Raw genomic sequence first — 21,499 nt, forward strand, 5'->3', positions numbered from 1 at the left:
TTCGGCTCATGCAAAGCCTGACACTCGATTCCGCCAACCGCGAGGCCATCGCCGCCGCCATCGAAGGAGACGCCCTGACGGTCGCCTGCCTGTGCGCCGCCTGGTGCGGCACCTGCGCGACCTACCGCGCCACCTTCGAGCTGCTGGCCACGCGCCATCCGGACAAGACTTTTGTGTGGATCGACATCGAAGACCAGGCCGACATCGTGGGCGACCTCGACGTCGACAACTTCCCGACCCTGCTGGTGCAGCGCGGCGACACGGTGGGCTTTTTCGGGACCATGGTGCCGGACGCGCTCGTGGCCGACCGCCTGGTGCAGGCCCAGGCTTCGCAGACGCCGGAAGAGATGAATTGCTGGGCCAACTCGAGCGAAGAGCGGCGCGCGTGGCAGCGCGACTGCAACCTGCGCATCTTGCTGGCGGCGTAGGGTGGGCGGGTTTTCCCGCCCGCGCGTTCAAACCAAGGTGCTGCAGCCCGTGCGCGATTCATAGTGTAACTATCGCCGCGCGGGGTGATCTGGTCCAGTGGACCAGATCACAAGCCGCCCACCCTACGCCACCCGCAGCGGCAGGCTGCGCAGGCGCTGCCCGGTCAGCGTGAACACGGCTGCGGCCACCGCCGGTGCGATCGGCGGCGTGGCCGGCTCGCCCACCCCTTCCGGATGCGCGGCGCTCGGCATGATGATGGTCTCGACCTGCGGCGCCTCGCTCATGCGCAGCACCGGATAGTCGCCGAAGTTCGACTGCTCCACCCGCCCACTTTTCAGCGTGATCTCGCCGTACAGCGCCGCCGACAATCCGAACAGCACGCCGGACTCCATCTGCTGGGCCACGATGTTCGGGTTGACCACGATGCCGCAATCGATTGCGCACCAGACCCGGTGTACGCGGATCTGCTTTCCCTCGACCGACACCTCGGCCACCTGGGCCACCGTGCTGCCGAAGGAACGGTGCAGGGCCACGCCATGGGCGCGGCCTGCGGGCGGTTTGCCGGCGCGCGCCACCGCCGCATCGAGCACCGCCAGCGCGCGCGGCTGCGTCTTCAACAGCGCGCGGCGGAACGCCACGCCATCGTGCCCGGCCGCATGCGCCAGCTCGTCGATGAAGCCCTCCTTGAAGAAGGCATTGTGCGAATGCCCCACCGAGCGCCAGTAGCCGATCGGCACCGGACTGTCCACGGTCACGTGGGCGATGCGCTGGTTGGCGATCGCATACTGCATGTCGTACTCGCCTTCGGCCGTGGTCTTGTCCGGCCCCACGCCGGGCAGACCCAGGTTGCGCGCGAAGTACTGGTGGCCGATCGCCCCGCCGGCCGACTTGTTATCCCAGGCCAGGATGTTCCCCGCAGCGTCGAGATGGGCGCGAAAGCGCGCCAGCGCCGCCGGGCGGTAGACGTCGTGGGTGGTGTCGTCCTCGCGGGTCCAGATCAGCTGCACCGGCTTGCCGCCCGCAGCCATGGCCACCACGACCGCCTGGGCCACCATGTCCGCTTCCAGGCGGCGCCCGAAACCGCCGCCCAGCAGCATCACTTCGATGGCGACGTCTTCACGGGCCACGCCGGCCACGCGCGCCGCCACGTCGACGGCCACGCTCGGCACCTGGGTCGAGGCCCATAGCCGCACCTTGCCGTCCGCGACCTGGGCGGTGCAGTTCACCGGCTCCAGCGCCGCATGCGCCAGGTAGGGTGCGCGGTATTCGGCCGTGACGGTGAGGGCCGCGCCGTGCACGTCCTGGCTGCCGGCCTCGTGGTAGACGTAACCGCCCTCTTCATCGAGCGCGCGTGCGAATTCCTCGAACACCGCCTCGCTCGACAGCTTGGCCCAGGCCCCTTCGTTCCAGGTCACCGGCAAGGCCGCCACGGCCTGGCGCGCCTGCCACCAGGCAGCCGCAACAACTGCCACGCCGGCGCCGGCCCCGGTGCGGTCGCCCGGTGCGCCGGGAATCGCCACCACCTGCAGCACGCCGGGCATCGAGGCCACCGCCGCGGCCTCGAACGTCGCCAGTTCGCCGCCGACGACGGGCGACATCTTGACCGCCGCATAGACCATGCCGGGCGCCCGCGCATCGATGCCGAAGCGGGCGGCGCCGGTGACCTTGGCGCGGCTGTCCAGGCGCGGCAGGGGTTTGCCGATCAGACGAAATTCATGGGCTTCCTTCAGGCGCACGTCGCCCGCGTCGATGGCGGCGCCGACACGGGCCGCATCCTGGGCCAGCGCGCCGTAGGCCAGGCGTGCGCCGCGCGCGTGGATGACGAAACCGTTCTCGGTCCGGCATTGCGCCAGCGGCACCCGCCAGCGCTGCGCGGCGGCCTTGACCAGCATGGCGCGCGCCACGGCGCCCGCTTCGCGCATCGGCAGCCAGGCGTCCCTGACGCTGGTCGAGCCACCCGTGAACATGATGCCCAGTTCGCGTCCCAGCTTGGCGGCCAGCCACTGCGCGCCCTGGCGCGTGCGGCCGTCGTCATCGGGATGGAAGGGCAAGGTCTCGCGCAGGACCGTGAGGTTGGCGTAGATCTTGTCGATCGGGGCCTGGACGATCCGCACCGCGTCCATCGGCACGTCGAGCTCCTCGGCCACCAGCATCGGCAGCGCGGTGTTCACGCCCTGCCCCATTTCGCTGCGCGGCACCACCACCGATACCGTGCCGTCGGGCGCGATCGCGACCCAGCCGTTCAGGCCGACCGCGCCGCCTTCGAGCGGCAGCGGTTCGGCCGCATGCAGGCGCTGGCGCGGCGGCTGGAAGCCCCAGCCGACCAGCAGCGCGCCGGTGCCGAGCAGGCCGCCGGCGAGGAAACGCCGGCGCCCGCGCCTGGGCTGATGGTCAGATGTGCCTGGTGTTGCCGGCTGCGGCCTCGTTTGCGTCATCGCGTTCTTTGTCGTGTCCCTGGCCCCAGCGTGCCAGTATCTCGGCCGGCAGCACCGGACGGCTGTATAGATAACCCTGCGCGTGGCTGCAGCCATGGCGCAGCAGGAAGGCTGCCTGCTCCTCCGACTCGACGCCCTCGGCAATCACCGACAGGTTCAGGCTCTTCCCGAGCTGGATGATCGCCACCGCGATCGCCTCGTCGCTCGCATCGGTCGAGATGTCCTTGATGAAGCTGCGGTCGATCTTCAGGGTCTGCACCGGCAGCTGCTTCAGGTAGGCCAGCGACGAGTAACCGGTGCCGAAATCGTCGATCGCCAGCCCGACGCCGATCGCGCGCAGGTCGTTGATGTACTCGAGCGCGTCGCCGGTATTCATGATGACCGATTCGGTGACTTCCAGCTGCAGGCGCGCGGCGCTCAGGCCGGCGCCCTGCAGGACCGCGGCCACCGTCGGCGCCAGGCTGCCGCGGTCGAACTGGCGCACCGACAGGTTCACCGCCATCTTCGGCACGCGCAGCCCATCCGTTTCCCAGCATACCATCTGGCGGCAGGCCTCGGCCAGCACCCACTGCCCCAGCTGGCCGATGAAGCCGGTGTCCTCGGCCACCGGGATGAAGCGCGTTGGCGGAACCAGCCCCAGCTCGGGGTTCTGCCAGCGCACCAGCGCCTCGACGCCGACCAGGCGGCCGCTCTCGATGTCGACCTGGGGTTGATAGTGCAGGAAGATCTCGTTTTTCTCGATCGCGCGGCGCAGCATCGTTTCCAGGCGCAGGCGCTCGACGCCTTCCCCGCTCATCGAAGGCGCGTAGAACTGGTAGCCGTTGCGCCCGCGCGCCTTGGCCTGGTACATCGCCACGTCGGCGTTGCGCACCAACATGTTCACGTCGAGGCCATCCTGCGGGAACAGGCTGATGCCGATGCTGGCGGTGACGAACAGTTCGTAGCCCGACACGGTGAAGGGCTGCTCGAAAAGGGTCATCAGCTTGCCGGCCACGTGGCCCGCGCCGAACTCGCCCTTGGCGTCTTCGAGCAGCACGATGAATTCGTCGCCGCCCAGGCGCGCCAGGGTGTCGCCCTCGCGCAGGCACCCGGTCAATGCCGCCGCCACCTGCTTGAGCAGCTCGTCGCCGACGTGGTGGCCGAGCGTGTCGTTCACGTTCTTGAAGCGGTCCAGGTCGATGAACAGCACGGCCAGCTGCTCGTCGGCGCGGGCGGCGCGGATCATCGCGTGCTGCAGGCGGTCGTGGAACAACAGGCGGTTCGGCAGCGCGGTCAGCGGGTCGTGGTGGGCCAGGTGATCGAGCTTGTCCTGCGATTCCTTGACCTTGGTGATGTCGCTGAACACGCAGACATAGTGGGTGACCGCGTCCTGGTCGTCGCCGTCGTCGCTGCGCACCGCCGACACGGTGAGCGACTCCAGGTAGACCTCGCCGTTCTTGCGGGTGTCCCAGATCTCGCCGCGCCAGAAGCCGGTATCGGCCAGGTCGCCCCACAGTTGCTGGTAGAAGTCGTCGTCGTGGCGGGTCGAGCGCGTCAGGCTCGAATGCTGGCCCAGCGCTTCGCGCTCGGTGTAGCCGGTGATCTGGGTGAAGGCCGGGTTGGTGGCGATGATGCGGCCGAACACGTCCAGCACCATCACGCCGTCGGCGATGTGTTCGAGCACGGTGGCGGCCAGGCGCAGCTTTTCCTCGGCCTGCTTGCGCTCGGTGATGTCGGCGAACACCCAGATACTGCCTTCGTTCGGGCGCAGCGGATCGAGCGCGCTGCCGCTCACCAGGAGCCAGAAAGGCGTGCCGTCGCGGCGCCGGAACTGGATCTCCTCGCCGGTATCGAGGCTGCCGGCGCGGGCCGGATAGCTCTCGAGCCAGCCCTGCTCGTAGTCGGCGCGCCCGGGGAACAGGATCTCGGTCGAGCTGCCGACCATGCCGCCATCGAGGTAGCCGAACAGCGCTTCGCCGCGGCGGTTGGCCGAGACGATGCGGCGCTGACGCACGAACAGCACGCCGAACATGACGTTGTCCAGGATCGCGCCCTGCTCGGTCAGCAGCGCCTCGATGCGCATTTCATCGTGCTTGCGCGCGCTGATGTCGTAGATGATGCCGTCCACGCGGAAGGCGTCGCTGCCCCACTCGCCCTGCGGCTGGCCGCATTCCAGCACCCAGCGCTCGATGCCGCCGGCGTCCATGATGCGGTACTCGACTTCATACGGGATCCCGGCCAGCAGCGCATCCTTGGCCAGGTGGCGCTGCATGCGGCGGTCTTCCGGATGGATGATGTTGGACCAGTCGTCGGTGGTGGCCAGCATGAAGCGCTCGGCTGGAAACCCGGAGATCTCCTCGATGGCGTCGCTGACGAAATCGATCGCGCCGCCCGGACGCGCGCGGAACACGGCGCCCGGCACCTGGGTGACGATGGTGCGGAACTGCTCCTCGCGCCGGCCGATGTCGGCGAACAGCTCGCCGATCGCCATGCGCATGCGCTCCATCTGGCTGCCCAGGCGTCCGAGTTCGTCCTCGGCGCTGAGCACCAGGGGGGTATCGAAGTCGCCGCGCGCCAGCCGGTCGGAGAAACCGGTGAGCGTGCGCAGAGGCGAGAGCAGACGCCGGCGCAGCAGCAGCGCGATCAGGAGCAGCGAGATGCCGAGCTGGATCGCCAGCACCAGCGCGTAGTTGCGCTGCTTGGCGCGCAATTCCTGCTGGCTGAGGTAGTCGCCCATCTCGATCGCGATGCGGCCGATCTTCTGGCCCTGCACCACGATGTCGCGCTCGGCGCGGTAGGCGCGCGCGCCCGGCGGCAAGCTGGCGCGGCGGTTGATGATCTCCGCCTCCGACACCCCGCGCACTTCGACATGCACCACGGCCGGGTCGCGCATGAAGGAATCGACCAGCGAACGCGCCGCCTCCAGGTTCATGTCCCAGAGCGACTCCTGCATCCCGAGCGCCAGGATGTCGGCATTGCGCTGCAGCGCGTCGTTCAGTCCGTGGACGGCCGCTTCGCGTTCCTGCACCCCGATCAGGAACACGCCGCCGACCACGGCGGGCACCGCCAGGCTGGCGAAGACCACCAGCAGCAGCGCGCCATAGATCGAGCGCCCGTAGAGTTTTTGCAGCCGGGCCGGCAATCCGCGGAAGGTGAAGCGTGGCAGGGGCATGGGACAGTCGGCGCCGCCCTTGCGCTCGCGCAAGGAAACACCCATTTATTTATGGCAAGGGAATGCGGTGATTATGCATGTTCGATAGCAAGGCGTCACGCATTTGCAGAGGACGCCTCATCCCCGGACTCCCGGCTGTCGGCAGGACGCGACAAGACTTGTTATGATTGAATCTTTCAGAGGAGACAAGATGAGCCTGTCCATGTATTCCGCCTCGGTCCCGGTCTTGCGCCGCATGCTCGGCAGCCTCGCCGCGCTGCTGGAAACCGCCGAGACCCACGCCCAGCAGCACAAGATCGAACCAGCCGCCCTGCTGCAGGCGCGCCTGTTCCCGGATATGTTCCCTCTTGTTAAGCAGGTGCAGGTCGCGACCGACTTCGCCAAGGGCGCGAGCGCGCGCCTGGCCGGCCAGGACGTGCCGCGCTTTGACGACAACGAGCAGACCTTCGCCGAACTGCAGCAGCGCATCACCAAGACCCTCGGCTTCATCGACTCGCTGCCCCGGGATGCCTTCGACGGCGCCGACACGCGCCCGGTCACCCACGGCACTGGTGAGCGCGCGCGCCATTTCGACCGCGGCGACGCCTACCTGACGGGCTTCGTGCTGCCGAACTTCTACTTCCATGTCACGACCGCCTACGCGATCCTGCGCCATAACGGCGTGCCGATCGGGAAGCGCGATTTTTTGGGCGTGAGCTGATCGGGAAAACAGAGTAGCTACTATCCCTACGTATTCCTGCGCGGGTAGCCCTCGGACAAGATCCGCACCCACACCTTTTCCTTTTCCTCGTCGCTCATCGACACCCAGTGCGCCACCTCGGCCACGGTCCGCCCGCAGCCGCGGCAGACGTCGTCGAAGGTCGTCGAGCACACCGCCACGCAGGGCGTATCCGCCCGCTCCGGCACCTTGCCGGGATCAGCGGGCCGGGCCGACATCGAGCTTGTCCCAGCCGTCATGGCCCAGCTTTTCCATGGTCTCGATATTCTTCTCGAAGATCTCTGCCGCCTCCGGGAAGGCCTCGACCGCGCGGTCGATGCTGTCCTCGCGCAGCAGGTGCAGGATCGGGTACGGCGCGCGGTTGGTGTAGTTGGCGATGTCGTTCGGGTCGCTGTCCGCGAACTGGTAGTCCGGGTGGAAGCTGGCCACCTGCAACTCGCCCTCCAACTGCATGTCCTCGACCGCGGCGTCGGCCACGTCCAGGAACTCGTTGTAGTCCTCGAAATCGTTCAGCACGAAAGGATGGATCAGCAGGGTCGTGTCGATTTCCTCGGCCGGGGTGTCGGACAGGCGCTGCAGCTCGTCCATCAGCTGCTCGAGCAGCGCTTCCGGCGTGGTCGCATTCGACACCACGTAGCGCACCTGCTCCTTTATATAGACAGCCTTGGCAAACGGGCAAAGGTTCAGGCCGATGACGGCCCGTTCCAGCCAGCCGCGGGTGGCGGCAATGACGGCGTCGTCGTCGACATTGGAGTTCGGTCGTGCAGTGCTCATGGTGGCTCGTTCTGGAATGCGGGATGCGGAAGCCGGATTGTACGCACTCTTTGCGTGCCCTCATAGATCAGGACCCCGGCAGGGCTAGTCTAGCCCTTGAGGCAGCCGTTCATGCCGCCTGCATGAAGCCGGTTGCGCAGGCAGCGAGGGGTGAAATCCTACAAGCGCGTCATGCGCTTATTGCCGCGAACACCTGTCAATTTGCACCCATCTTTCATGTTCAAGATGGCAATTTATAAAAATTACAACATGAAAATAATTTGTAACGAGCTGGAACTACTTCTTGACGCGTAAGAGCATGCCTACGTACACTGCCCCCTTACCTAGTCCGTTCGTTCCTGGACGCAACACTGGAAAGCGATGCACGATATGATCCGCAAGACCTTAGCGACTGCCGCGCTGGCCCTGTTGGCCGCCCCGATGACCTACGCGATGGAGACCGCACCGAGCGCTCCGCTGGCAACCGTAGCGCCTGCCACCGCCGCAAGCACGCTCCGCCCTGCCCTGGCAACCGCACCAAGCCTGCTCAAGGCCGACGAATTCAAGGAAACCGACGTCTGGGGCCGCATCCGCAGCGGTTATGCGATTCCCGACATCGACAACAGCCTGGTAGTACGCCACACCCAGGCCTATAGCGTCCGCCCCGACAGCCTCAAGCGCATCTCGGGCCGCGCCTCGCCCTATCTCTACCATATCGTGCAGGAACTCGAAAAGCGGGGCATGCCGACCGAACTGGCGCTGCTGCCGGTGATCGAGTCCGCCTTCAACCCGCAAGCCCTGTCCACCGCCAGCGCGGCCGGCCTGTGGCAGTTCGTGCCGGGCACCGGCAAGGACTACGACCTCAAGCAGAACATGTTCAAGGACGAGCGCCGCGGCGTGCTGGCCTCGACCGATGCCGCCCTGACCTACCTGCAACGCCTGTACACCATGTTCGGCGACTGGCAGCTGGCCCTGGCCGCTTATAACTGGGGCGAAGGCAATGTGCAGCGCGCCATCAAGAAGAATCAGGCGCTGGGCAAGGGCACCGACTTCGAAAGCCTGGCCGAGCTGATGCCGGCCGAAACCCGCAACTACGTGCCGAAGCTGCAGGCGGTCAAGAACATCGTCGCCAATCCGGCGCAGTACAACGTTGCCCTGCCGGCCATCGACAACCAGCCTTACTTCACCGCCGTCGACAAGACCAGCGACATCGACGTCGCCGTCGCTGCCCAGCTGGCGGAAATGTCGCTCGACGAATTCCGCGCCCTGAACCCGCAGTTCAAGAAACCGGTCATCACCGGCGGCGAGAAGACCAAGATTTTGCTGCCGAAGGAAAACGCCGAGAAGTTCCATGTGAATCTCGCGCAGTGGGGCCGCAACCTGTCCACCTGGACCACCCACAAGATCACCGGGGCCCGCGTGACGATCGCCTCGCTGGCCTCGAAATTCGGCACCACCCCGGAAATCATCCGCCAGGCCAACAACATCCCGGCCAAATCCACCGTGTCGGCTGGCTCGACCATCCTGGTGCCAAGGGTCTCGGCCTCGAACGCAGGCGACATCGCCGAGAACATCATCGACAATGCCGTGGTGGCCTTCGAAGCCGAACGCAGCAGCACCAAGCGCGTCAAGGCATCCGCAGGCTCGCGCTACAAGACCAAGGCCGAAGCCCGCAGCTCGTCCAAGGGCGGCCGTATCGCCCGCAACACCACCTCGAAGCGCAAGCACCGCTAAGTTCCCCCAAGGCCGGCCCCGCGCCGGCCTTGTCCCCACCTGCATTCCTGAACAGCTGCGTGCAGACTTTTCCAAACTGTTGTATAGTGTCGTTTGTGCGCTGCAATAGAACGTCCGAACAGACTGGACGCAGCAGCTGATTCGTCAGCCTGGCAAGCAGCATCACAAGTAACAAACAAGCAGCATCGCAACCCTTGGCGACAAATTGGTCGCCCCCCATAAAGCCCTCCCGCCCTGTGTGTCAGCACCAAGACACCGTCCCGGCGCAAAGCTTTTGTGCCGAAATTTCTTTCTATTCTGAGTCATTTCGTAGTGTTGGTTCGCGTTGCTATTTTGCGCTCGTCGTTTCGACACGCGCGATCATGATTTAATTCGAAAGTAAAAATCCACATGAGTTTTGAAGCCCTAGGTTTGCACGCATCCCTCGTCAACGCAGTCGCCGCCGCCGGCTACACCCAGCCGACCCCGGTGCAGGCGCAGGCAATCCCTGCCGCCATCGCCGGCCGTGACCTGCTGGTGTCGTCGCAAACCGGTTCAGGCAAGACTGCAGCCTTCATGCTGCCGGCCCTGAACAAGCTGGCCAATGCCGAGCAGGTCGAAAGCGGCCGTACCACCGCGCAGAGCGCCCAGTCGGCACGGGCACGCGGCGAAAAAGTCCGCTTTACCGCAGCCCAGCCGAAAATGCTGGTCCTGACCCCGACCCGCGAACTGGCACTGCAAGTGACCAGCGCGACCGAGCAATTGACCGTCGAAATGCGCCGCATCCGCTGCGTCTCGATTCTGGGCGGCATGCCTTACCCGAAGCAGATGCAACTGCTGGCCAAGAATCCCGAGATCCTGGTCGCCACTCCTGGCCGCCTGATCGATCACATGGAATCGGGCAAGATCGATTTCTCGCAACTGGAAATCCTGGTGCTGGACGAAGCCGACCGCATGCTGGACATGGGTTTCATCGACGACATCGAGAAGATCGTCGCCGCCACCCCGGCCAGCCGCCAGACCATGCTGTTCTCGGCAACGCTCGACGGCGTCGTCGGCAACATGGCGCGCCGCATCACCAAGGATCCGCAGACGATCCAGATCATGAGCGCGGCCAACCGCCACGAAAACATCACCCAGCGCGTGCACTTCGTCGACGACCTGTCGCACAAGAACCGCCTGCTGGACCACCTGCTGCGCGACGAATCGGTCGACCAGGCCGTCGTGTTCACCGCTACCAAGCGTGACGCCGACACCATCGCCGACCGCCTGAACATCGCCGGCTTCGCAGCCGCCGCGCTGCACGGCGACATGCACCAGGGCGCGCGTAACCGCACCCTGGACAGCATGCGCCGCGGCCAGGTGCGCGTGCTGGTGGCGACCGACGTTGCCGCCCGCGGCATCGACGTTCCGACCATCACCCACGTGGTGAACTACGACCTGCCGAAGTTCCCGGAAGACTATGTGCACCGTATCGGCCGTACCGGCCGTGCCGGCCGCAATGGCCTGGCGATCTCGCTGGTGAACCACGCGGAAGGCATGAACGTGAAGCGCATCGAGCGTTTCACCAAGCAGCTGATTCCGGTCAACGTCGTGGAAGGCTTCGAGCCGAAGCGTTCGGCGCCTGCCCGCACCGGCGCCCGCCCAGGCTGGAAACCAGGCGACGGCCGCAATGCCGCGCCGAGCAAGCCAGGCCAGCGCAGCTTCGCCAAGCCGGGCGCGCCACGTGAAGGCGGTTACGCCGACCGTGCAGCCCGTCCTGCCGACAGCCGTTACGCCGACCGTGGCCCGCGTGAAGGTTTCGGCGCAGCGCGCGAAGCCGGCCGTGCACCAGCAGCCGGCGCCCCGCGCGAAGGCGGCTACCGTGGCACCCGCACCGAAGGCGCGCCACGCCGCGACAGCGGTTTCGCCAAGCCATCGGCGCATCCGCGTTCGGGCGACGGCGTGCGCCGCACCTTCGGCGAGTATTAATCGCTGAACCCGGGGAGCGCGCTCCCCCATGAAGAACGGCTGCCTCGGCAGCCGTTTTTTCGTTCCGGGCCACCGGGCCGTATAATCGCGTTCCCGCTTCCTGGAGTATCCGGCAGTGCGCAAGCGCATCCTCATCGTCAGTCCCGCCAGCGCGCGGGAAAACAATGGCAACTGGCAGACGGCCAGCCGCTGGGCGCGTTTCCTGCGCGGGGCGTACGACGTGCAGATTGCGGGCGACTGGTCCCCGGGCGACGCTCCACCCGACCTGATGGTGGCCCTGCACGCGCGCCGCTCGGCCGCGCCGCTGGCTGCCTTCTCCGACCTGCACCCCGGCCGGCCTTCGGTGCTGGTGCTGACGGGGACGGATCTGTACCGCGACATCGGGGCGAATCCTGAAGCGCGCGCTTCCCTGGTGCGCGCGCAGGCCCTCGTGCTGCTGCAGCCGGCGGGCCTCGACCTGCTGCCGCCCGCGCTGCGCCTAAAGGCCCGCGTCATCTACCAGTCGGCCCCGCCCTTGCAGCCGCACCGCCGCACAAGCAAGGCGCGTTTCGCCGACATCTGCATGGTCGGCCACCTGCGCGAGGAAAAAGACCCGCTGGCCTTCATCCGCGCAGCGAGCCTGGTGACCGCACCAGGCGCGCGCCTGCTGCACATCGGCGGCGCGCTCGACCCCCTGCTTGGCGCCGCCGCCGAAGCCGCGCAAGCAGGGAACCCGCGCTACCGCTGGCTCGGCGCCCTGCCCCACGCGGCCGCGCGCCAGCGCCTGAAGCGCTGCCATGCGATGGCGATCACCTCCCGCATGGAAGGCGGCGCCAACGTCATCATCGAAGCCGTCACCTGCGGCGTGCCCGTACTTGCATCAAGCATCAGCGGCAACCGCGGCATGCTGGGCGAGGACTATGCCGGCTATTTCGCACCGGGCGACGCGGCCGCGCTGGCACGCCTGATCGACCGTTGCATTGGTGATGCCGCCTTCGACGCCCTGCTACGGCGCCAGTGCGCGGCGCGCGCCGCCCTGTTCGCCCCCGATCTCGAGCAAGCGGCGCTGCGCGAACTGGTGGATAATCTCCTCCTTGCCGCGCCCGGCGCGCACCTGACAATGACTGGATAAGCCAATGAGCACGACGCCTGAACAACCCATCAAACTGACCTCCTTCTCGCACGGCGGCGGCTGCGGCTGCAAGATCGCGCCCGGCGTGCTGGCCGAAATCCTCGGCAAGTCGAAAGGCTTCCCGATCCCCAAGGAGCTGATGGTCGGCATCGAGACCGCCGACGACGCCGCGGTGTATAAACTCAACGACGAGCAGGCCCTGATCGCCACCACCGACTTCTTCATGCCGATCGTGGACGACCCCTTCGACTTCGGCCGCATCGCCGCCACCAATGCGATCTCGGACGTGTACGCGATGGGCGGCACGCCGATCATGGCGCTGGCCCTGGTCGGCATGCCGGTCAATAAGCTGCCCTTGGAGACCATCGGCGAGATCATCCGCGGCGGCGAATCGATCTGCGCCGAAGCCGGCATCCCGATCGCGGGCGGCCATACCATCGACTCGGTCGAGCCGATCTACGGGCTGGTGGTGCTGGGCCTGGTGCATCCGTCCAAGGTCAAGCGCAATGCCGACGCGCGTGCCGGCGACGTCCTCATCCTGAGCAAGCCGCTCGGCGTAGGCGTGCTCTCGGCTGCGCTCAAGAAGGATGCCGTGGGTCCGGAGGGCTATGCGGCGATGATCGAGAACACCACCAAGCTGAACAAGCCGGGCAAGGCCCTGGCCGAGATGGAAGGCGTGCATGCGCTGACCGACGTCACCGGCTTCGGCCTGCTGGGCCACCTGCTGGAACTGGCGCGCGGCGCGAAATTGTCCGCCTGGCTCGAGATGGGCCGGGTGCCGCTGCTGCCGAACGTGCTGCGCCTTGCCCAGGATGGCTTCTTCACCGGCGCGTCCGGGCGCAACTGGGATGCCTACGGCAAGGACGTGACCCTGCGCGCCGCCGTCACCCCGGCGCAGCAGGCGCTGCTGACCGATCCGCAGACCTCGGGCGGCCTGCTGGTGGCCTGCGACCCGGCCAGCGTCGACGAAGTGATGGCGCTGTTTGCGCGCGAAGGCTTCGGCGACGCCGCCATCATCGGCAGCATGGGCGAAGGCGAAGCGCGCGTCACCGTTATTTAAGGGCCGACGCTCAGCGCGTGTGGCGCTGCGGGGCGGTCAGCTCGCCGATGCCGTCGATCTGCAGCCGGCCCAGCCGGAACAGGTCGGCATCCCCGTCCTCGCGCGCGTCCTCCGGGTGGCGTACCGGCAGCGGTTTGCGCAGCGACAGCGCGACCGCGCTCAGGGCCACCAGCACCAGCAGCAGCAAGACCAGCGCGAGGGCGACCGGCAGGGGCAGGACGAAGGCGACAGTTTGGCTCATGACATCTCCCGATGAGGTTGATCCCGCGCTCGATTAACTTGGCGCAAGTGCCTACTGTGCCACTGCCAGAAATGGGGGAAATTGACGAAGCGCAACCAGTTGCAAACAGGAAGATTCAGGCGGCCGGATGGGTGATCAGGGGCTCGGGCGGCCGGTTGGCATGGCCCTGCCCGACCCGCTCGTATTCGGCGATCACCTGGGCGCCGAGCAGCAGCAAGGTGGCCGCGATCTCGAGGCTGAACATCACCACGATGGCGGTCGTCATCGAGCCGTAGACGACGTTCACCTGCGACAGGGTCGAGAAATACCAGACCAGCACATGGCGCGCGATTTCCCAGAGCAAGGTCGCGGTGACGCCGCCGATCAGCGCATGCCAGACCGACAGCCGGCCCACCGGCATCACCAGGTAGATCGAGGTCAGCACCAGGATCTCGCCGAGCAGGCCGAGCAGGTAGAGCAGCACGCCGGAGACGCCGTTGAGCGACCATTGGTAGCCGAACAGCCAGACGCTTTCCTGGCCCATCACTTCCAGGGTGCCGGCCACCAGGGTGACGATCATGACGCCGAAGCCCAGCGCCAGGATATAGCAGTAAGGCAGCACGGCCGACACCAGGAAATGGCGGCGCGTGATCTCGACCCGGTGCTTGAAGATCACGCTCATGGCGTTTTCCAGCACCGTGAAGGCAAACGAGCTGAAGAACAGCATGGTGCCGCCCAGCAGCCAGGTGATCAGGTCGCGGTTTTCCAGGAAGTTCGCCACCTCGCCCACGATCGAGTCGGACTGGCCGGGCATCAGGAGTTTCAGGTAGCGGTGCAGGGTCTCGAGCAGCTCGCCCTGGGGGATGAAATGCGACAGGGCCACCACCACCAGCATCAGGAAGGGCACGATCGACAGCAGCGCGTAATAGGCCACGGCGCCGGCCAGCAGCAGGCCCTGGTTGGCGCGGAAACCCCGGATCACCTGCAGGGTGAAGGCAAAGGGGTGGGCGAGGATATGGGCGTTTGCACGCTGGTCGAGCAGGTGCTCGCGCCAACTGCGGCGGCTCATCGGGCCAACCTGACCCCGGTGAACTGCCAACGGGCACCTGCCGGGAAAAAGTTGCGGTAGCTGGCGCGCGCATGGCCATCGGGCGTGGCGCAGGATGAGCCGCGCAGCACGTACTGGTTGACCATGAACTTGCCGTTGTATTCGCCGATGGCGCCAGGCGCCGGGGCGTAGCCGGGATAAGCCGCATAGCTGCTGCTGGTCCACTGCCAGCAGGCGCCGAACATCTGCTGCAGGCCGTCGCCGTTGGCCGCCTCCGGATGCAGGCCCCCGCCGCTGAGTGCCGCCTGGCGTGCGGCGAATTCCCATTCGGATTCAAGCGGCAGGCGCGCACCGCGCCAGCGCGCGTAGGCATCGGCCTCGTAGAGCGACAGGTGGGTTACCGGGCGCCCTGCATCGAGCGGCTGCACGCCGTGCAGGGTGAATTCGCTCCAGTCGCCGCTGCCATTGGCGATCCAGTACAGCGGATGCGAGAGCTCGCCCGTGCAGACGCGGTCCCAGCCCTCGGCCAGCCACAGCGCCGGGTCGCGGTAGCCGTCGGCCTCGATGAATTCGCGGTATTCGCCATTGGTGACCAGGCGCGAGGCCAGCTCGAAGGGCGCGATATAGGTGCTGTGGCGCGGCAGCTCGTTGTCGAAGCAAAAGCCGCTGCCGCCATGGCCGATCTCGGCCAGGCCGCCGTCGAATTCGATCCAGGACGCCGCGCCATCGGGTGCGCAGGCCTCCAGGTCTTGCGGGGAATACGCCGGGAACATCGGATTCTGTGCCAGCAGGTGCTTCAGGTCGGTGAGCATCAGCTCCTGGTGCTGCTGCTCGTGCTGCAGGCCGATTTCGACGAGCTTGCCGATGGCCGGGTCGCCGTTGCCGCCGACGAGATTCGCGACACGGCGGTCGACGTCGGCGCGGTAGGCCAGCACATCCGTCAGCGAAGGCCGCGTGAGCAGGCCTCGCTGCGGGCGCGGGTGCTTGGCGCCGATGCCGTTGTAGTAGGAATTGAACAGCACCCGGAAGGCCGGGTGGAAGGGAGCAAAGCCCGCCTCGAACGGCTCCAGGATGAAGGTTTCGAAGAACCAGGTCGTGTGCGCCAGGTGCCACTTCACCGGACTGGCATCGGGCATCGATTGCGCGCAGCAGTCTTCGTTTGATAGCGGCGCCGCGATCTCGAGCGAGCGCTGCCGCACACGCGCATGAGCGTGCTGGAGGTCTTCGCGCTGCCCGATACCCATCAGTGGACCACCTTTGCCTGCGTGCGTGCGTGCGCCTGTGCGTGGATCACCGCGAACCAGCGCTGCGGGTCGGTCCACACATGCGTGGCCTCGAAGCCGGAACGCTCCAGCAGCGCGATCGCGTCTGCCTGCTGGTATTTGTAGCTGTTCTCGGTGTGGATGGTCTCGCCCGCCTGGAACGTGCGCCCGCCGCCGGTCCAGTGCACCTCTTGTGCGCGGGTCGCTTCGAGGTGCATTTCGACGCGGCCGCGCGCTTCATGATAGAAGCCATGGTGGCGCCATGCACGAATGTCGAAGTCGGCCCCGATCAGGTGGTTCACATGGCGCAGCGCATTGAGGTTGAAGGCGGCGGTCACGCCCAGCGCGTCGTCGTAGGCGGCGTCGAGGATGGGTTTTTCCTTGACCAGGTCGATGCCGATCAGCACCGCGCCATCGTCGCCGCATTGCCCGCGCAGGCGGCGCAGGAAGCCCTGGGCTTCGTCGGGCGTGAAATTGCCTAGCGACGAGCCCGGATAGAAGAACAGGCGGCGCTCGGCGCGTACCTGCGGCGGCAGCTCGAATCGGCTGGAAAAGTCCATGCCCAGGCCCTCCATGGCGATCTGCGGGAAGCGCTGGCGCAGCCGCACCAGGGCGTCGGCCAGGAATTCGGCCGAGATGTCGATCGCGACATACTGCGCCGGGGCCAGCAAGGGGAACAGCGAGGCCGCCTTGGCGCAGTTGCCGGCGCCGAGGTCGACCAGGGTAGTGCCGGAGCCGGCCACGCGCGCGATCTCGGCGCCGTGGCGCGCGAAGATCGCGGCCTCGGTGCGGGTCGGGTAATACTCGGGCAGCTCGCAGATGGCTTCGAACAGCTTGGAGCCGAGCGCGTCGTACAGGAATTTGGGCGAGATCCACGCATCGGGAGCCTCTAACCCGGCATGCAGTTCGTCGGCCACGTGGGCGTTGGCGGCGCGCGGCGTATCTTGCGTGCAGGAGGTGTGCATAAGCGTTATCATTCGTGCCGCCACTTCGCACCATGCGTCATGGCAAAGGGGTTACCGCTTCGAAGTTGCCGATTTGGCTATCATAGCGGAATACGGTTTTTTGCCGCTTTCGCGTGGCGCGCAAACGTGGCGTGCGGCGTGACGTCTCCGGTTCATCCCATTTCCAAAACTCAATAAGAAAGCCCGACATGACTTCGTTTTCGCCTTCGCGTGTCCTGAAATCCCTGTTCGCCGCTACCGCTACTGCCGGCCTGATGTTCGCCGCCGGCGGCGCGTATGCCCAGAATACCCCGGGTGTGCTGCGCGTCTCGGCCATTCCGGACGAAGCGCCGACCGAGCTGCAGCGCAAGTTCAAGCCACTGGGCGACTACCTGGCCAAGGCGACCGGCCTGAAGGTCGAATTCACCCCGGTCACCGACTACGCCGCGTCGGTCGAAGGCCTGGTCAACCGCAAGATCGACATGGTCTGGTTCGGCGGCTTCACCTTCGTCCAGGCCAACGAGCGCAGCAAGGGCCAGGTCACGCCGCTGGTGCAGCGTGTCGAGGACGAAAAATTCCGCTCGGTCTTCATCACCACCAACCCTGCCATCACCAGGCTGGAAGACCTGAAGGGCAAGACCCTGTCCTTCGGTTCGGAATCGTCGACCTCGGGCCACCTGATGCCGCGCTCCTTCCTGCTGCGCGCGAAGATCAACCCGGACACCGACCTCAAGCGCATCGCGTTTTCGGGCGCGCACGACGCCACCGTCGCCGCGGTCGCGGGCGGCAAGGTCGATGCCGGCGCGCTGAACATTTCGGTCTGGGACAAGCTGATCGAAACGAAAAAGGTCGACCCGAAAGTGGTCCGCGTGTTCTACACCACCCCGGGCTATTTCGACTACAACTGGACGGTGCGCAGCGACATGAATGCCGCGCTGAAGAAGAAGATCACGGATGCCTTCCTGGCACTGGACGCCTCGACTCCTGAAGGCAAGGAAATCCTGGAACTGCAGCGCGCCACCAAGTTCATCCCGACCAAGGTCGCGAACTACGCGGAAATCGAGGCTGCCGCGCGCAACGCCGGCCTGCTGAAGTAATCGCTTTCCAGCCTCATTGATGACCTACCGGCTCGCCCAACTCACGGTACGCCACCTGGTGGCGGGCGCAGGCAGCGCCCCTGCCCTGCAGGCGCTCGACCTGGTCATCGCACCCGGCGAGCAGCTGGCCCTGATCGGCCCTTCGGGGGCCGGCAAGACCACCCTGCTCGCCACCCTCGCCTGCGCGCACAAGCCGGGCGAAGGCAGCTTCTCGGTCTTCGGGCAAGACCCGTGGACCCTGTCGCAGGCCGCCCGCCACCGACTGCGCGCGCGCCTGTTCCTGGCGCCGCAGACGCCGCCGCTGCCGCCGCGCCAGCGCGTGGTGACCACGGTGCTGGCCGCGCGCCTGCCGCACATGAGCTTCTGGCAGGCCTTCGCTTCGCTGGTGCGCCCGAGCGACCCCGATGCCGCCCACGCCGCATTGGTGCGCTTCGGCCTGGGCGACAAACTGTATGCCCGCGTCGACCGCCTCTCCGGCGGCGAGCGCCAGCGCTGCGGGCTGGCGCGCCTGATGCTCTCCAGCGCCGAAGTCCTGCTGGTCGACGAGCCGATCTCCGCGCTCGACCCGGCCCTGGCGCAACACACCCTGGCCACGCTGCAGCAGGAAGCAGGCGAGCGCCGCGCCACGCTGGTGTGCAGCCTGCACCAGGTCGAGATGGCGCGCGCCCACTTCCCGCGCCTGGTCGGCCTGAAGGACGGCCGCATCGTGTTCGACCTGCCGCGCGAACAAGTCACCGACGCCATGATCGCGGCGCTCTACGACAACGAACACGTGCAGCCGGCGTCCCTGCATCCGCACGAGTCGCCGGACCGGATCGCCGTCGGCGCCTGCTTCTGATGGCCTTCGCACGATTGGCGCCCGCGCACCCGGACCCGGCCTGGCGCGGGCGCGTCATGGCCACCGTCGTCTGCCTGGCCTTGCTGTGGCCGATGCTGGTCGCCAGCGAATTCAAGCCCTGGATCCTGTTCGACCCGCAAAGCCTGGCGTCCGCTGGCATGTTCCTGCTTGATTTTTTGCGCCCGGCACTGGGCGCGGAATTCCTGGCCATGGTGCTGCGCGAGACCTGGCAGACGGTCGCCATCGCCACCGCGGGCCTGAGCCTGGCGCTGCTGGGGGCGATTCCCGCCACGATCCTGATCACCGGGCGGCTGTCGGTGTCGCGGCTCGGCACGGGCCGCATGCGTCCGGTGTCAAGGCTCATCCGCCAGTTGCTGCGCTGGGTGCTGGTGCTGCTGCGCAGCGTGCCCGAACTGGTATGGGCGCTGCTGTTCGTGCGCATCGCCGGCCTGGGCCCGACCGCGGGCGTGCTGGCGATTGCCCTGACCTATTGCGGCATGCTGGCCAAGGTGTATGCCGAGATCCTCGAATCGAGCGACGCGCAGGCCACCGACGCGCTGCTGGCCAATGGCGCCGGGCGCCTGCCGGCGCTGCTGTACGGCGCGCTGCCGGCGTCGTCGGCCGAACTGGTGTCCTATACCGTCTACCGCTGGGAGTGCGCGATTCGCGGCTCGGCGGTGATGGGTTTCGTCGGCGCCGGCGGCCTGGGCCAGCGCATGGATGAATCGACCAGGATGATGGCCGGCGGCGAAGTGGCCACCATGCTGGTCATGTTCGTGCTGCTGGTGGCCCTGGCCGACCTGGTCTCGAAACTGCTGCGCCGGAGGCTGGGATGACCCCAAGGGCGCCCGCGCCGCCGCCACGCTCGCCCGGCACCATCCTGCTGCTGGCCGGGCTCATCGCGCTGGTGCTGGCCAGCTTCGCCTCGCTGCCCCTGCAATGGGCCGCCTTCTTCGCGCCCGAAGCACTTGGCTCGGCGGCCGAATTCCTGGCCGGCTTCTCACCGCCCGATACCGCGCCCGCGTTCCTGTCCAAGACCGTCAAGGCGCTGTGGGAGACGCTGGCCATGTCCCTGGTCGGCACGCTGCTGGCCGTGGCCGGCGGCCTGGCGCTGGCCTTGCCGGCGTCCGGGCGCATGGGTCGGGCCCCACGCGGCGCCATCCGCGCCCTGCTCAATGTGCTGCGCTCGATCCCGGAACTGGTGTGGGCTTCGCTGCTGCTGGTGGCGGCCGGCCTGGGGCCCTTCGCCGGCACCCTTGCCTTGGGCGCGCACACCACCGGCGTGCTGGGGCGCCTGTTCGCCGACGCGCTGGAGAATGTCGAGCCGCTGCCGGAAACCACCCTGCGCACGAATGGCGCGGCGCCGCTGGCGGCCTTCCTGTATGCCACCTTGCCGCAGGCGCTGCCGCAGATGCTGTCGTATGCGCTGTACCGGTGGGAAAACAATATCCGCGCGGCGGCCGTGCTGGGCGTGGTCGGGGCCGGAGGCCTGGGCCAGATGCTCAAATACCACCTGTCGCTGTTCCAGATGCCCAGCGCGGCCACGGTGGTGATCGCGATGCTGCTGCTGGTGGCCATGGTCGATGCGGCCAGCTTCGCGCTGCGCCGCACCCTCACCCGTTAAGCTTGGAAAGCCGATGCTCGTCCTCGACAAATTAAGCAAATCCTATGGCGGCCGCGCGGTGCTGGCCGAGCTGTCGCACAGCTTCCAGGGCGGCGAGTTCGTCGCCATCATGGGCGAATCGGGAGTGGGCAAATCGACGCTGCTGAACCTGGTGGCCGGCCTGGATGCACCCGACAGCGGGCAGGTGATCGTGGACGGCACGCCGATGTCGGCGCTTGACGATGCCGCGGCCACGCGCCTGCGCCGCACCCGCATGGGTTTCATCTTCCAGGCCTTCCACGTGCTGCCCCACCTGACGCTGCGCCAGAACGTGGCGCTGCCGCTGCTGCTCAACCACGAACCGCCCGGCCGCGCCGACGCCATGCTCGATGCGGTGGGATTGGCAGGGCGCGGCGAGGACTTCCCGCGCCAGCTCTCCGGCGGCGAACTGCAGCGGGTCGCGATCGCGCGCGCGCTCGTGCACCGCCCCGCCCTGCTGCTGGCCGATGAACCGACCGGCAACCTCGATCCGGAGACCGCCGCCGTCATCCTCGGCTTGCTGCGCCGGGAAACCCGCGCCAGCGGGGCCGGCGCCATCATGGTCACGCACTCCCACGCCGCGGCCGCCATGGCCGACAAGGTGCTGATCTTGAGTCGTTCCGGATTGAAATTAGCGTAAATTCCACGAAGAAAGACGCAAATTAAGCGGATTTGCGTTGTACCCGTGAATCGTGCGTGACGTAATCGTAGTAATATCACAACTACCCGCCACCGAATAAATCAACAGAACAGGCAGGGCTCTTTCCAGAACAGTCGATCTGTCCCGAATCCATGTTTTCAAATTCGGAGAAGCATCATGAGCGTACGACAGAAAAAACAGGAAATGCTCGCCGCAATGCATCGGGCCCGTGCCATGGAACCGCCCAGCTTTGTGCCCAACAAACTGCTCGACACGCTGATCGAGCGCATGCAACTCAAGAACGACGCGGAACTGTGCCGCGTGCTCGAGGTGCAGCCGCCGATCATCAGCAAGATCCGCCACCGCAAGCTCAATGTGGGCGCCACGATCCTGCTGCGGATGCACGAGAAATCGAACATCCCGATCCGTGAACTCAAGGAGCTGACCAGCGCCTCGATTCACTGATC

20 protein-coding genes are annotated in these 21,499 nt (G+C 66.8%); 12 read left to right on the forward strand and 8 right to left on the reverse strand.

Annotated elements, in window-relative coordinates:
• Window positions 1-8 precede the first annotated feature (8 nt).
• The gene (locus AC56LR_RS02960; RefSeq protein ID WP_497127251.1) at window positions 9-428 is read left to right on the forward strand and encodes a thioredoxin family protein; all 420 of its coding nucleotides are present in this window, start codon (window positions 9-11) and stop codon (window positions 426-428) included.
• 123 nt (window positions 429-551) lie between these two features.
• On the opposite strand, the gene AC56LR_RS02965 is transcribed toward AC56LR_RS02960, so the two are convergent.
• Complete coding sequence (locus AC56LR_RS02965; protein ID WP_497127253.1) at window positions 552-2,864, reverse strand: xanthine dehydrogenase family protein molybdopterin-binding subunit; 2,313 nt, start codon at window positions 2,862-2,864, stop codon at window positions 552-554.
• Window positions 2,821-6,015, reverse strand: coding sequence for a bifunctional diguanylate cyclase/phosphodiesterase (locus AC56LR_RS02970; RefSeq protein WP_497127255.1), 3,195 nt, complete (start codon window positions 6,013-6,015; stop codon window positions 2,821-2,823). Before AC56LR_RS02970 ends, AC56LR_RS02965 begins: the two co-directional genes overlap by 44 nt.
• A 190-nt stretch (window positions 6,016-6,205) precedes the next feature.
• On the opposite strand from AC56LR_RS02970, the gene AC56LR_RS02975 reads away from it, so the two are divergent.
• A complete protein-coding gene (locus tag AC56LR_RS02975) occupies window positions 6,206-6,715 on the forward strand; it encodes a DUF1993 domain-containing protein (RefSeq protein ID WP_497127257.1) in 510 nt (169 codons plus the stop codon).
• 26 nt (window positions 6,716-6,741) lie between these two features.
• Here AC56LR_RS02975 and AC56LR_RS02980 read toward each other — a convergent pair whose 3' ends face one another.
• Window positions 6,742-6,951: a DUF1289 domain-containing protein gene (locus AC56LR_RS02980; protein ID WP_497127762.1), complete on the reverse strand. Its 210-nt coding sequence runs from the start codon at window positions 6,949-6,951 to the stop codon at window positions 6,742-6,744.
• Window positions 6,932-7,507, reverse strand: a complete 576-nt coding sequence (locus tag AC56LR_RS02985; RefSeq protein WP_497127259.1) for a DUF1415 domain-containing protein — start codon at window positions 7,505-7,507, stop codon at window positions 6,932-6,934. The genes AC56LR_RS02980 and AC56LR_RS02985 overlap by 20 nt, the downstream gene beginning before the upstream one ends.
• Before the next feature lie 360 nt (window positions 7,508-7,867).
• On the opposite strand from AC56LR_RS02985, the gene AC56LR_RS02990 reads away from it, so the two are divergent.
• The 4 genes from AC56LR_RS02990 to selD all read left to right on the forward strand — a co-directional run bounded on the left by AC56LR_RS02990 (window position 7,868) and on the right by selD (window position 13,341).
• Complete coding sequence (locus tag AC56LR_RS02990; RefSeq protein WP_497127261.1) at window positions 7,868-9,220, forward strand: transglycosylase SLT domain-containing protein; 1,353 nt, start codon at window positions 7,868-7,870, stop codon at window positions 9,218-9,220.
• Window positions 9,221-9,610: 390 nt separating this feature from the next.
• A complete protein-coding gene (locus tag AC56LR_RS02995; RefSeq protein ID WP_497127263.1) occupies window positions 9,611-11,170 on the forward strand; it encodes a DEAD/DEAH box helicase in 1,560 nt (519 codons plus the stop codon).
• Between the two features lie 115 nt (window positions 11,171-11,285).
• Window positions 11,286-12,281 carry a selenoneine biosynthesis selenosugar synthase SenB gene (senB, locus tag AC56LR_RS03000; protein ID WP_497127265.1) on the forward strand — a complete coding sequence of 332 codons (996 nt, stop codon included), beginning with the start codon at window positions 11,286-11,288 and terminating at the stop codon, window positions 12,279-12,281.
• 4 nt (window positions 12,282-12,285) lie between these two features.
• Entirely contained in the window at window positions 12,286-13,341 is a 1,056-nt protein-coding gene (gene selD / locus AC56LR_RS03005) for a selenide, water dikinase SelD (protein WP_497127267.1), read from the forward strand.
• 10 nt (window positions 13,342-13,351) lie between these two features.
• On the opposite strand, the gene AC56LR_RS03010 is transcribed toward selD, so the two are convergent.
• The 4 genes from AC56LR_RS03010 to egtD all read right to left on the reverse strand — a co-directional run bounded on the left by AC56LR_RS03010 (window position 13,352) and on the right by egtD (window position 16,836).
• The gene (locus tag AC56LR_RS03010; RefSeq protein WP_497127269.1) at window positions 13,352-13,582 is read right to left on the reverse strand and encodes a hypothetical protein; all 231 of its coding nucleotides are present in this window, start codon (window positions 13,580-13,582) and stop codon (window positions 13,352-13,354) included.
• Window positions 13,583-13,697: 115 nt separating this feature from the next.
• Window positions 13,698-14,630 (reverse strand): YihY/virulence factor BrkB family protein, encoded by a 933-nt coding sequence (locus AC56LR_RS03015; RefSeq protein ID WP_497127271.1) that lies wholly within the window; start codon window positions 14,628-14,630, stop codon window positions 13,698-13,700.
• A complete protein-coding gene (egtB, locus tag AC56LR_RS03020; RefSeq protein ID WP_497127273.1) occupies window positions 14,627-15,853 on the reverse strand; it encodes an ergothioneine biosynthesis protein EgtB in 1,227 nt (408 codons plus the stop codon). Before egtB ends, AC56LR_RS03015 begins: the two co-directional genes overlap by 4 nt.
• Window positions 15,853-16,836 carry an L-histidine N(alpha)-methyltransferase gene (gene egtD, locus AC56LR_RS03025; protein WP_497127275.1) on the reverse strand — a complete coding sequence of 328 codons (984 nt, stop codon included), beginning with the start codon at window positions 16,834-16,836 and terminating at the stop codon, window positions 15,853-15,855. The genes egtB and egtD overlap by 1 nt, the downstream gene beginning before the upstream one ends.
• Window positions 16,837-17,024: 188 nt before the next feature.
• On the opposite strand from egtD, the gene AC56LR_RS03030 reads away from it, so the two are divergent.
• From AC56LR_RS03030 to AC56LR_RS03055, 6 genes are all read left to right on the forward strand, one after another.
• Window positions 17,025-17,912 carry a putative selenate ABC transporter substrate-binding protein gene (locus AC56LR_RS03030; RefSeq protein ID WP_497127277.1) on the forward strand — a complete coding sequence of 296 codons (888 nt, stop codon included), beginning with the start codon at window positions 17,025-17,027 and terminating at the stop codon, window positions 17,910-17,912.
• Window positions 17,913-17,931: 19 nt separating this feature from the next.
• Entirely contained in the window at window positions 17,932-18,750 is an 819-nt protein-coding gene (locus AC56LR_RS03035; protein ID WP_497127279.1) for a phosphonate ABC transporter ATP-binding protein, read from the forward strand.
• On the forward strand, window positions 18,750-19,586 hold the full coding sequence (locus tag AC56LR_RS03040) for a PhnE/PtxC family ABC transporter permease (RefSeq protein WP_497127281.1): 837 nt from the start codon (window positions 18,750-18,752) through the stop codon (window positions 19,584-19,586). The genes AC56LR_RS03035 and AC56LR_RS03040 overlap by 1 nt, the downstream gene beginning before the upstream one ends.
• A complete protein-coding gene (gene phnE, locus AC56LR_RS03045; protein WP_497127283.1) occupies window positions 19,583-20,374 on the forward strand; it encodes a phosphonate ABC transporter, permease protein PhnE in 792 nt (263 codons plus the stop codon). Before AC56LR_RS03040 ends, phnE begins: the two co-directional genes overlap by 4 nt.
• A 13-nt stretch (window positions 20,375-20,387) precedes the next feature.
• Window positions 20,388-21,032: an ABC transporter ATP-binding protein gene (locus tag AC56LR_RS03050; RefSeq protein ID WP_497127285.1), complete on the forward strand. Its 645-nt coding sequence runs from the start codon at window positions 20,388-20,390 to the stop codon at window positions 21,030-21,032.
• 177 nt (window positions 21,033-21,209) lie between these two features.
• On the forward strand, window positions 21,210-21,497 hold the full coding sequence (locus AC56LR_RS03055) for a hypothetical protein (protein WP_489875817.1): 288 nt from the start codon (window positions 21,210-21,212) through the stop codon (window positions 21,495-21,497).
• The last annotated feature ends 2 nt before the right edge of the window (window positions 21,498-21,499 follow it).

The sequence above is a fragment of the Telluria sp. ZT3P39 genome, from assembly GCF_059685935.1.

What these genes read in the sequence shown, in the direction of transcription:
- AC56LR_RS02960 (WP_497127251.1), top strand. Translation starts at nt 9, where the DNA reads ATGCAAAGCCTGACACTCGATTCCGCCAACCGCGAGGCCATCGCCGCC.
- AC56LR_RS02965 (WP_497127253.1), bottom strand. Translation starts at nt 2,864, where the DNA reads ATGACGCAAACGAGGCCGCAGCCGGCAACACCAGGCACATCTGACCAT.
- AC56LR_RS02970 (WP_497127255.1), bottom strand. Translation starts at nt 6,015, where the DNA reads ATGCCCCTGCCACGCTTCACCTTCCGCGGATTGCCGGCCCGGCTGCAA.
- AC56LR_RS02975 (WP_497127257.1), top strand. Translation starts at nt 6,206, where the DNA reads ATGAGCCTGTCCATGTATTCCGCCTCGGTCCCGGTCTTGCGCCGCATG.
- AC56LR_RS02980 (WP_497127762.1), bottom strand. Translation starts at nt 6,951, where the DNA reads ATGTCGGCCCGGCCCGCTGATCCCGGCAAGGTGCCGGAGCGGGCGGAT.
- AC56LR_RS02985 (WP_497127259.1), bottom strand. Translation starts at nt 7,507, where the DNA reads ATGAGCACTGCACGACCGAACTCCAATGTCGACGACGACGCCGTCATT.
- AC56LR_RS02990 (WP_497127261.1), top strand. Translation starts at nt 7,868, where the DNA reads ATGCACGATATGATCCGCAAGACCTTAGCGACTGCCGCGCTGGCCCTG.
- AC56LR_RS02995 (WP_497127263.1), top strand. Translation starts at nt 9,611, where the DNA reads ATGAGTTTTGAAGCCCTAGGTTTGCACGCATCCCTCGTCAACGCAGTC.
- selD (WP_497127267.1), top strand. Translation starts at nt 12,286, where the DNA reads ATGAGCACGACGCCTGAACAACCCATCAAACTGACCTCCTTCTCGCAC.
- AC56LR_RS03010 (WP_497127269.1), bottom strand. Translation starts at nt 13,582, where the DNA reads ATGAGCCAAACTGTCGCCTTCGTCCTGCCCCTGCCGGTCGCCCTCGCG.
- AC56LR_RS03015 (WP_497127271.1), bottom strand. Translation starts at nt 14,630, where the DNA reads ATGAGCCGCCGCAGTTGGCGCGAGCACCTGCTCGACCAGCGTGCAAAC.
- egtB (WP_497127273.1), bottom strand. Translation starts at nt 15,853, where the DNA reads ATGGGTATCGGGCAGCGCGAAGACCTCCAGCACGCTCATGCGCGTGTG.
- egtD (WP_497127275.1), bottom strand. Translation starts at nt 16,836, where the DNA reads ATGCACACCTCCTGCACGCAAGATACGCCGCGCGCCGCCAACGCCCAC.
- AC56LR_RS03030 (WP_497127277.1), top strand. Translation starts at nt 17,025, where the DNA reads ATGACTTCGTTTTCGCCTTCGCGTGTCCTGAAATCCCTGTTCGCCGCT.
- AC56LR_RS03035 (WP_497127279.1), top strand. Translation starts at nt 17,932, where the DNA reads ATGACCTACCGGCTCGCCCAACTCACGGTACGCCACCTGGTGGCGGGC.
- AC56LR_RS03040 (WP_497127281.1), top strand. Translation starts at nt 18,750, where the DNA reads ATGGCCTTCGCACGATTGGCGCCCGCGCACCCGGACCCGGCCTGGCGC.
- phnE (WP_497127283.1), top strand. Translation starts at nt 19,583, where the DNA reads ATGACCCCAAGGGCGCCCGCGCCGCCGCCACGCTCGCCCGGCACCATC.
- AC56LR_RS03050 (WP_497127285.1), top strand. Translation starts at nt 20,388, where the DNA reads ATGCTCGTCCTCGACAAATTAAGCAAATCCTATGGCGGCCGCGCGGTG.
- AC56LR_RS03055 (WP_489875817.1), top strand. Translation starts at nt 21,210, where the DNA reads ATGAGCGTACGACAGAAAAAACAGGAAATGCTCGCCGCAATGCATCGG.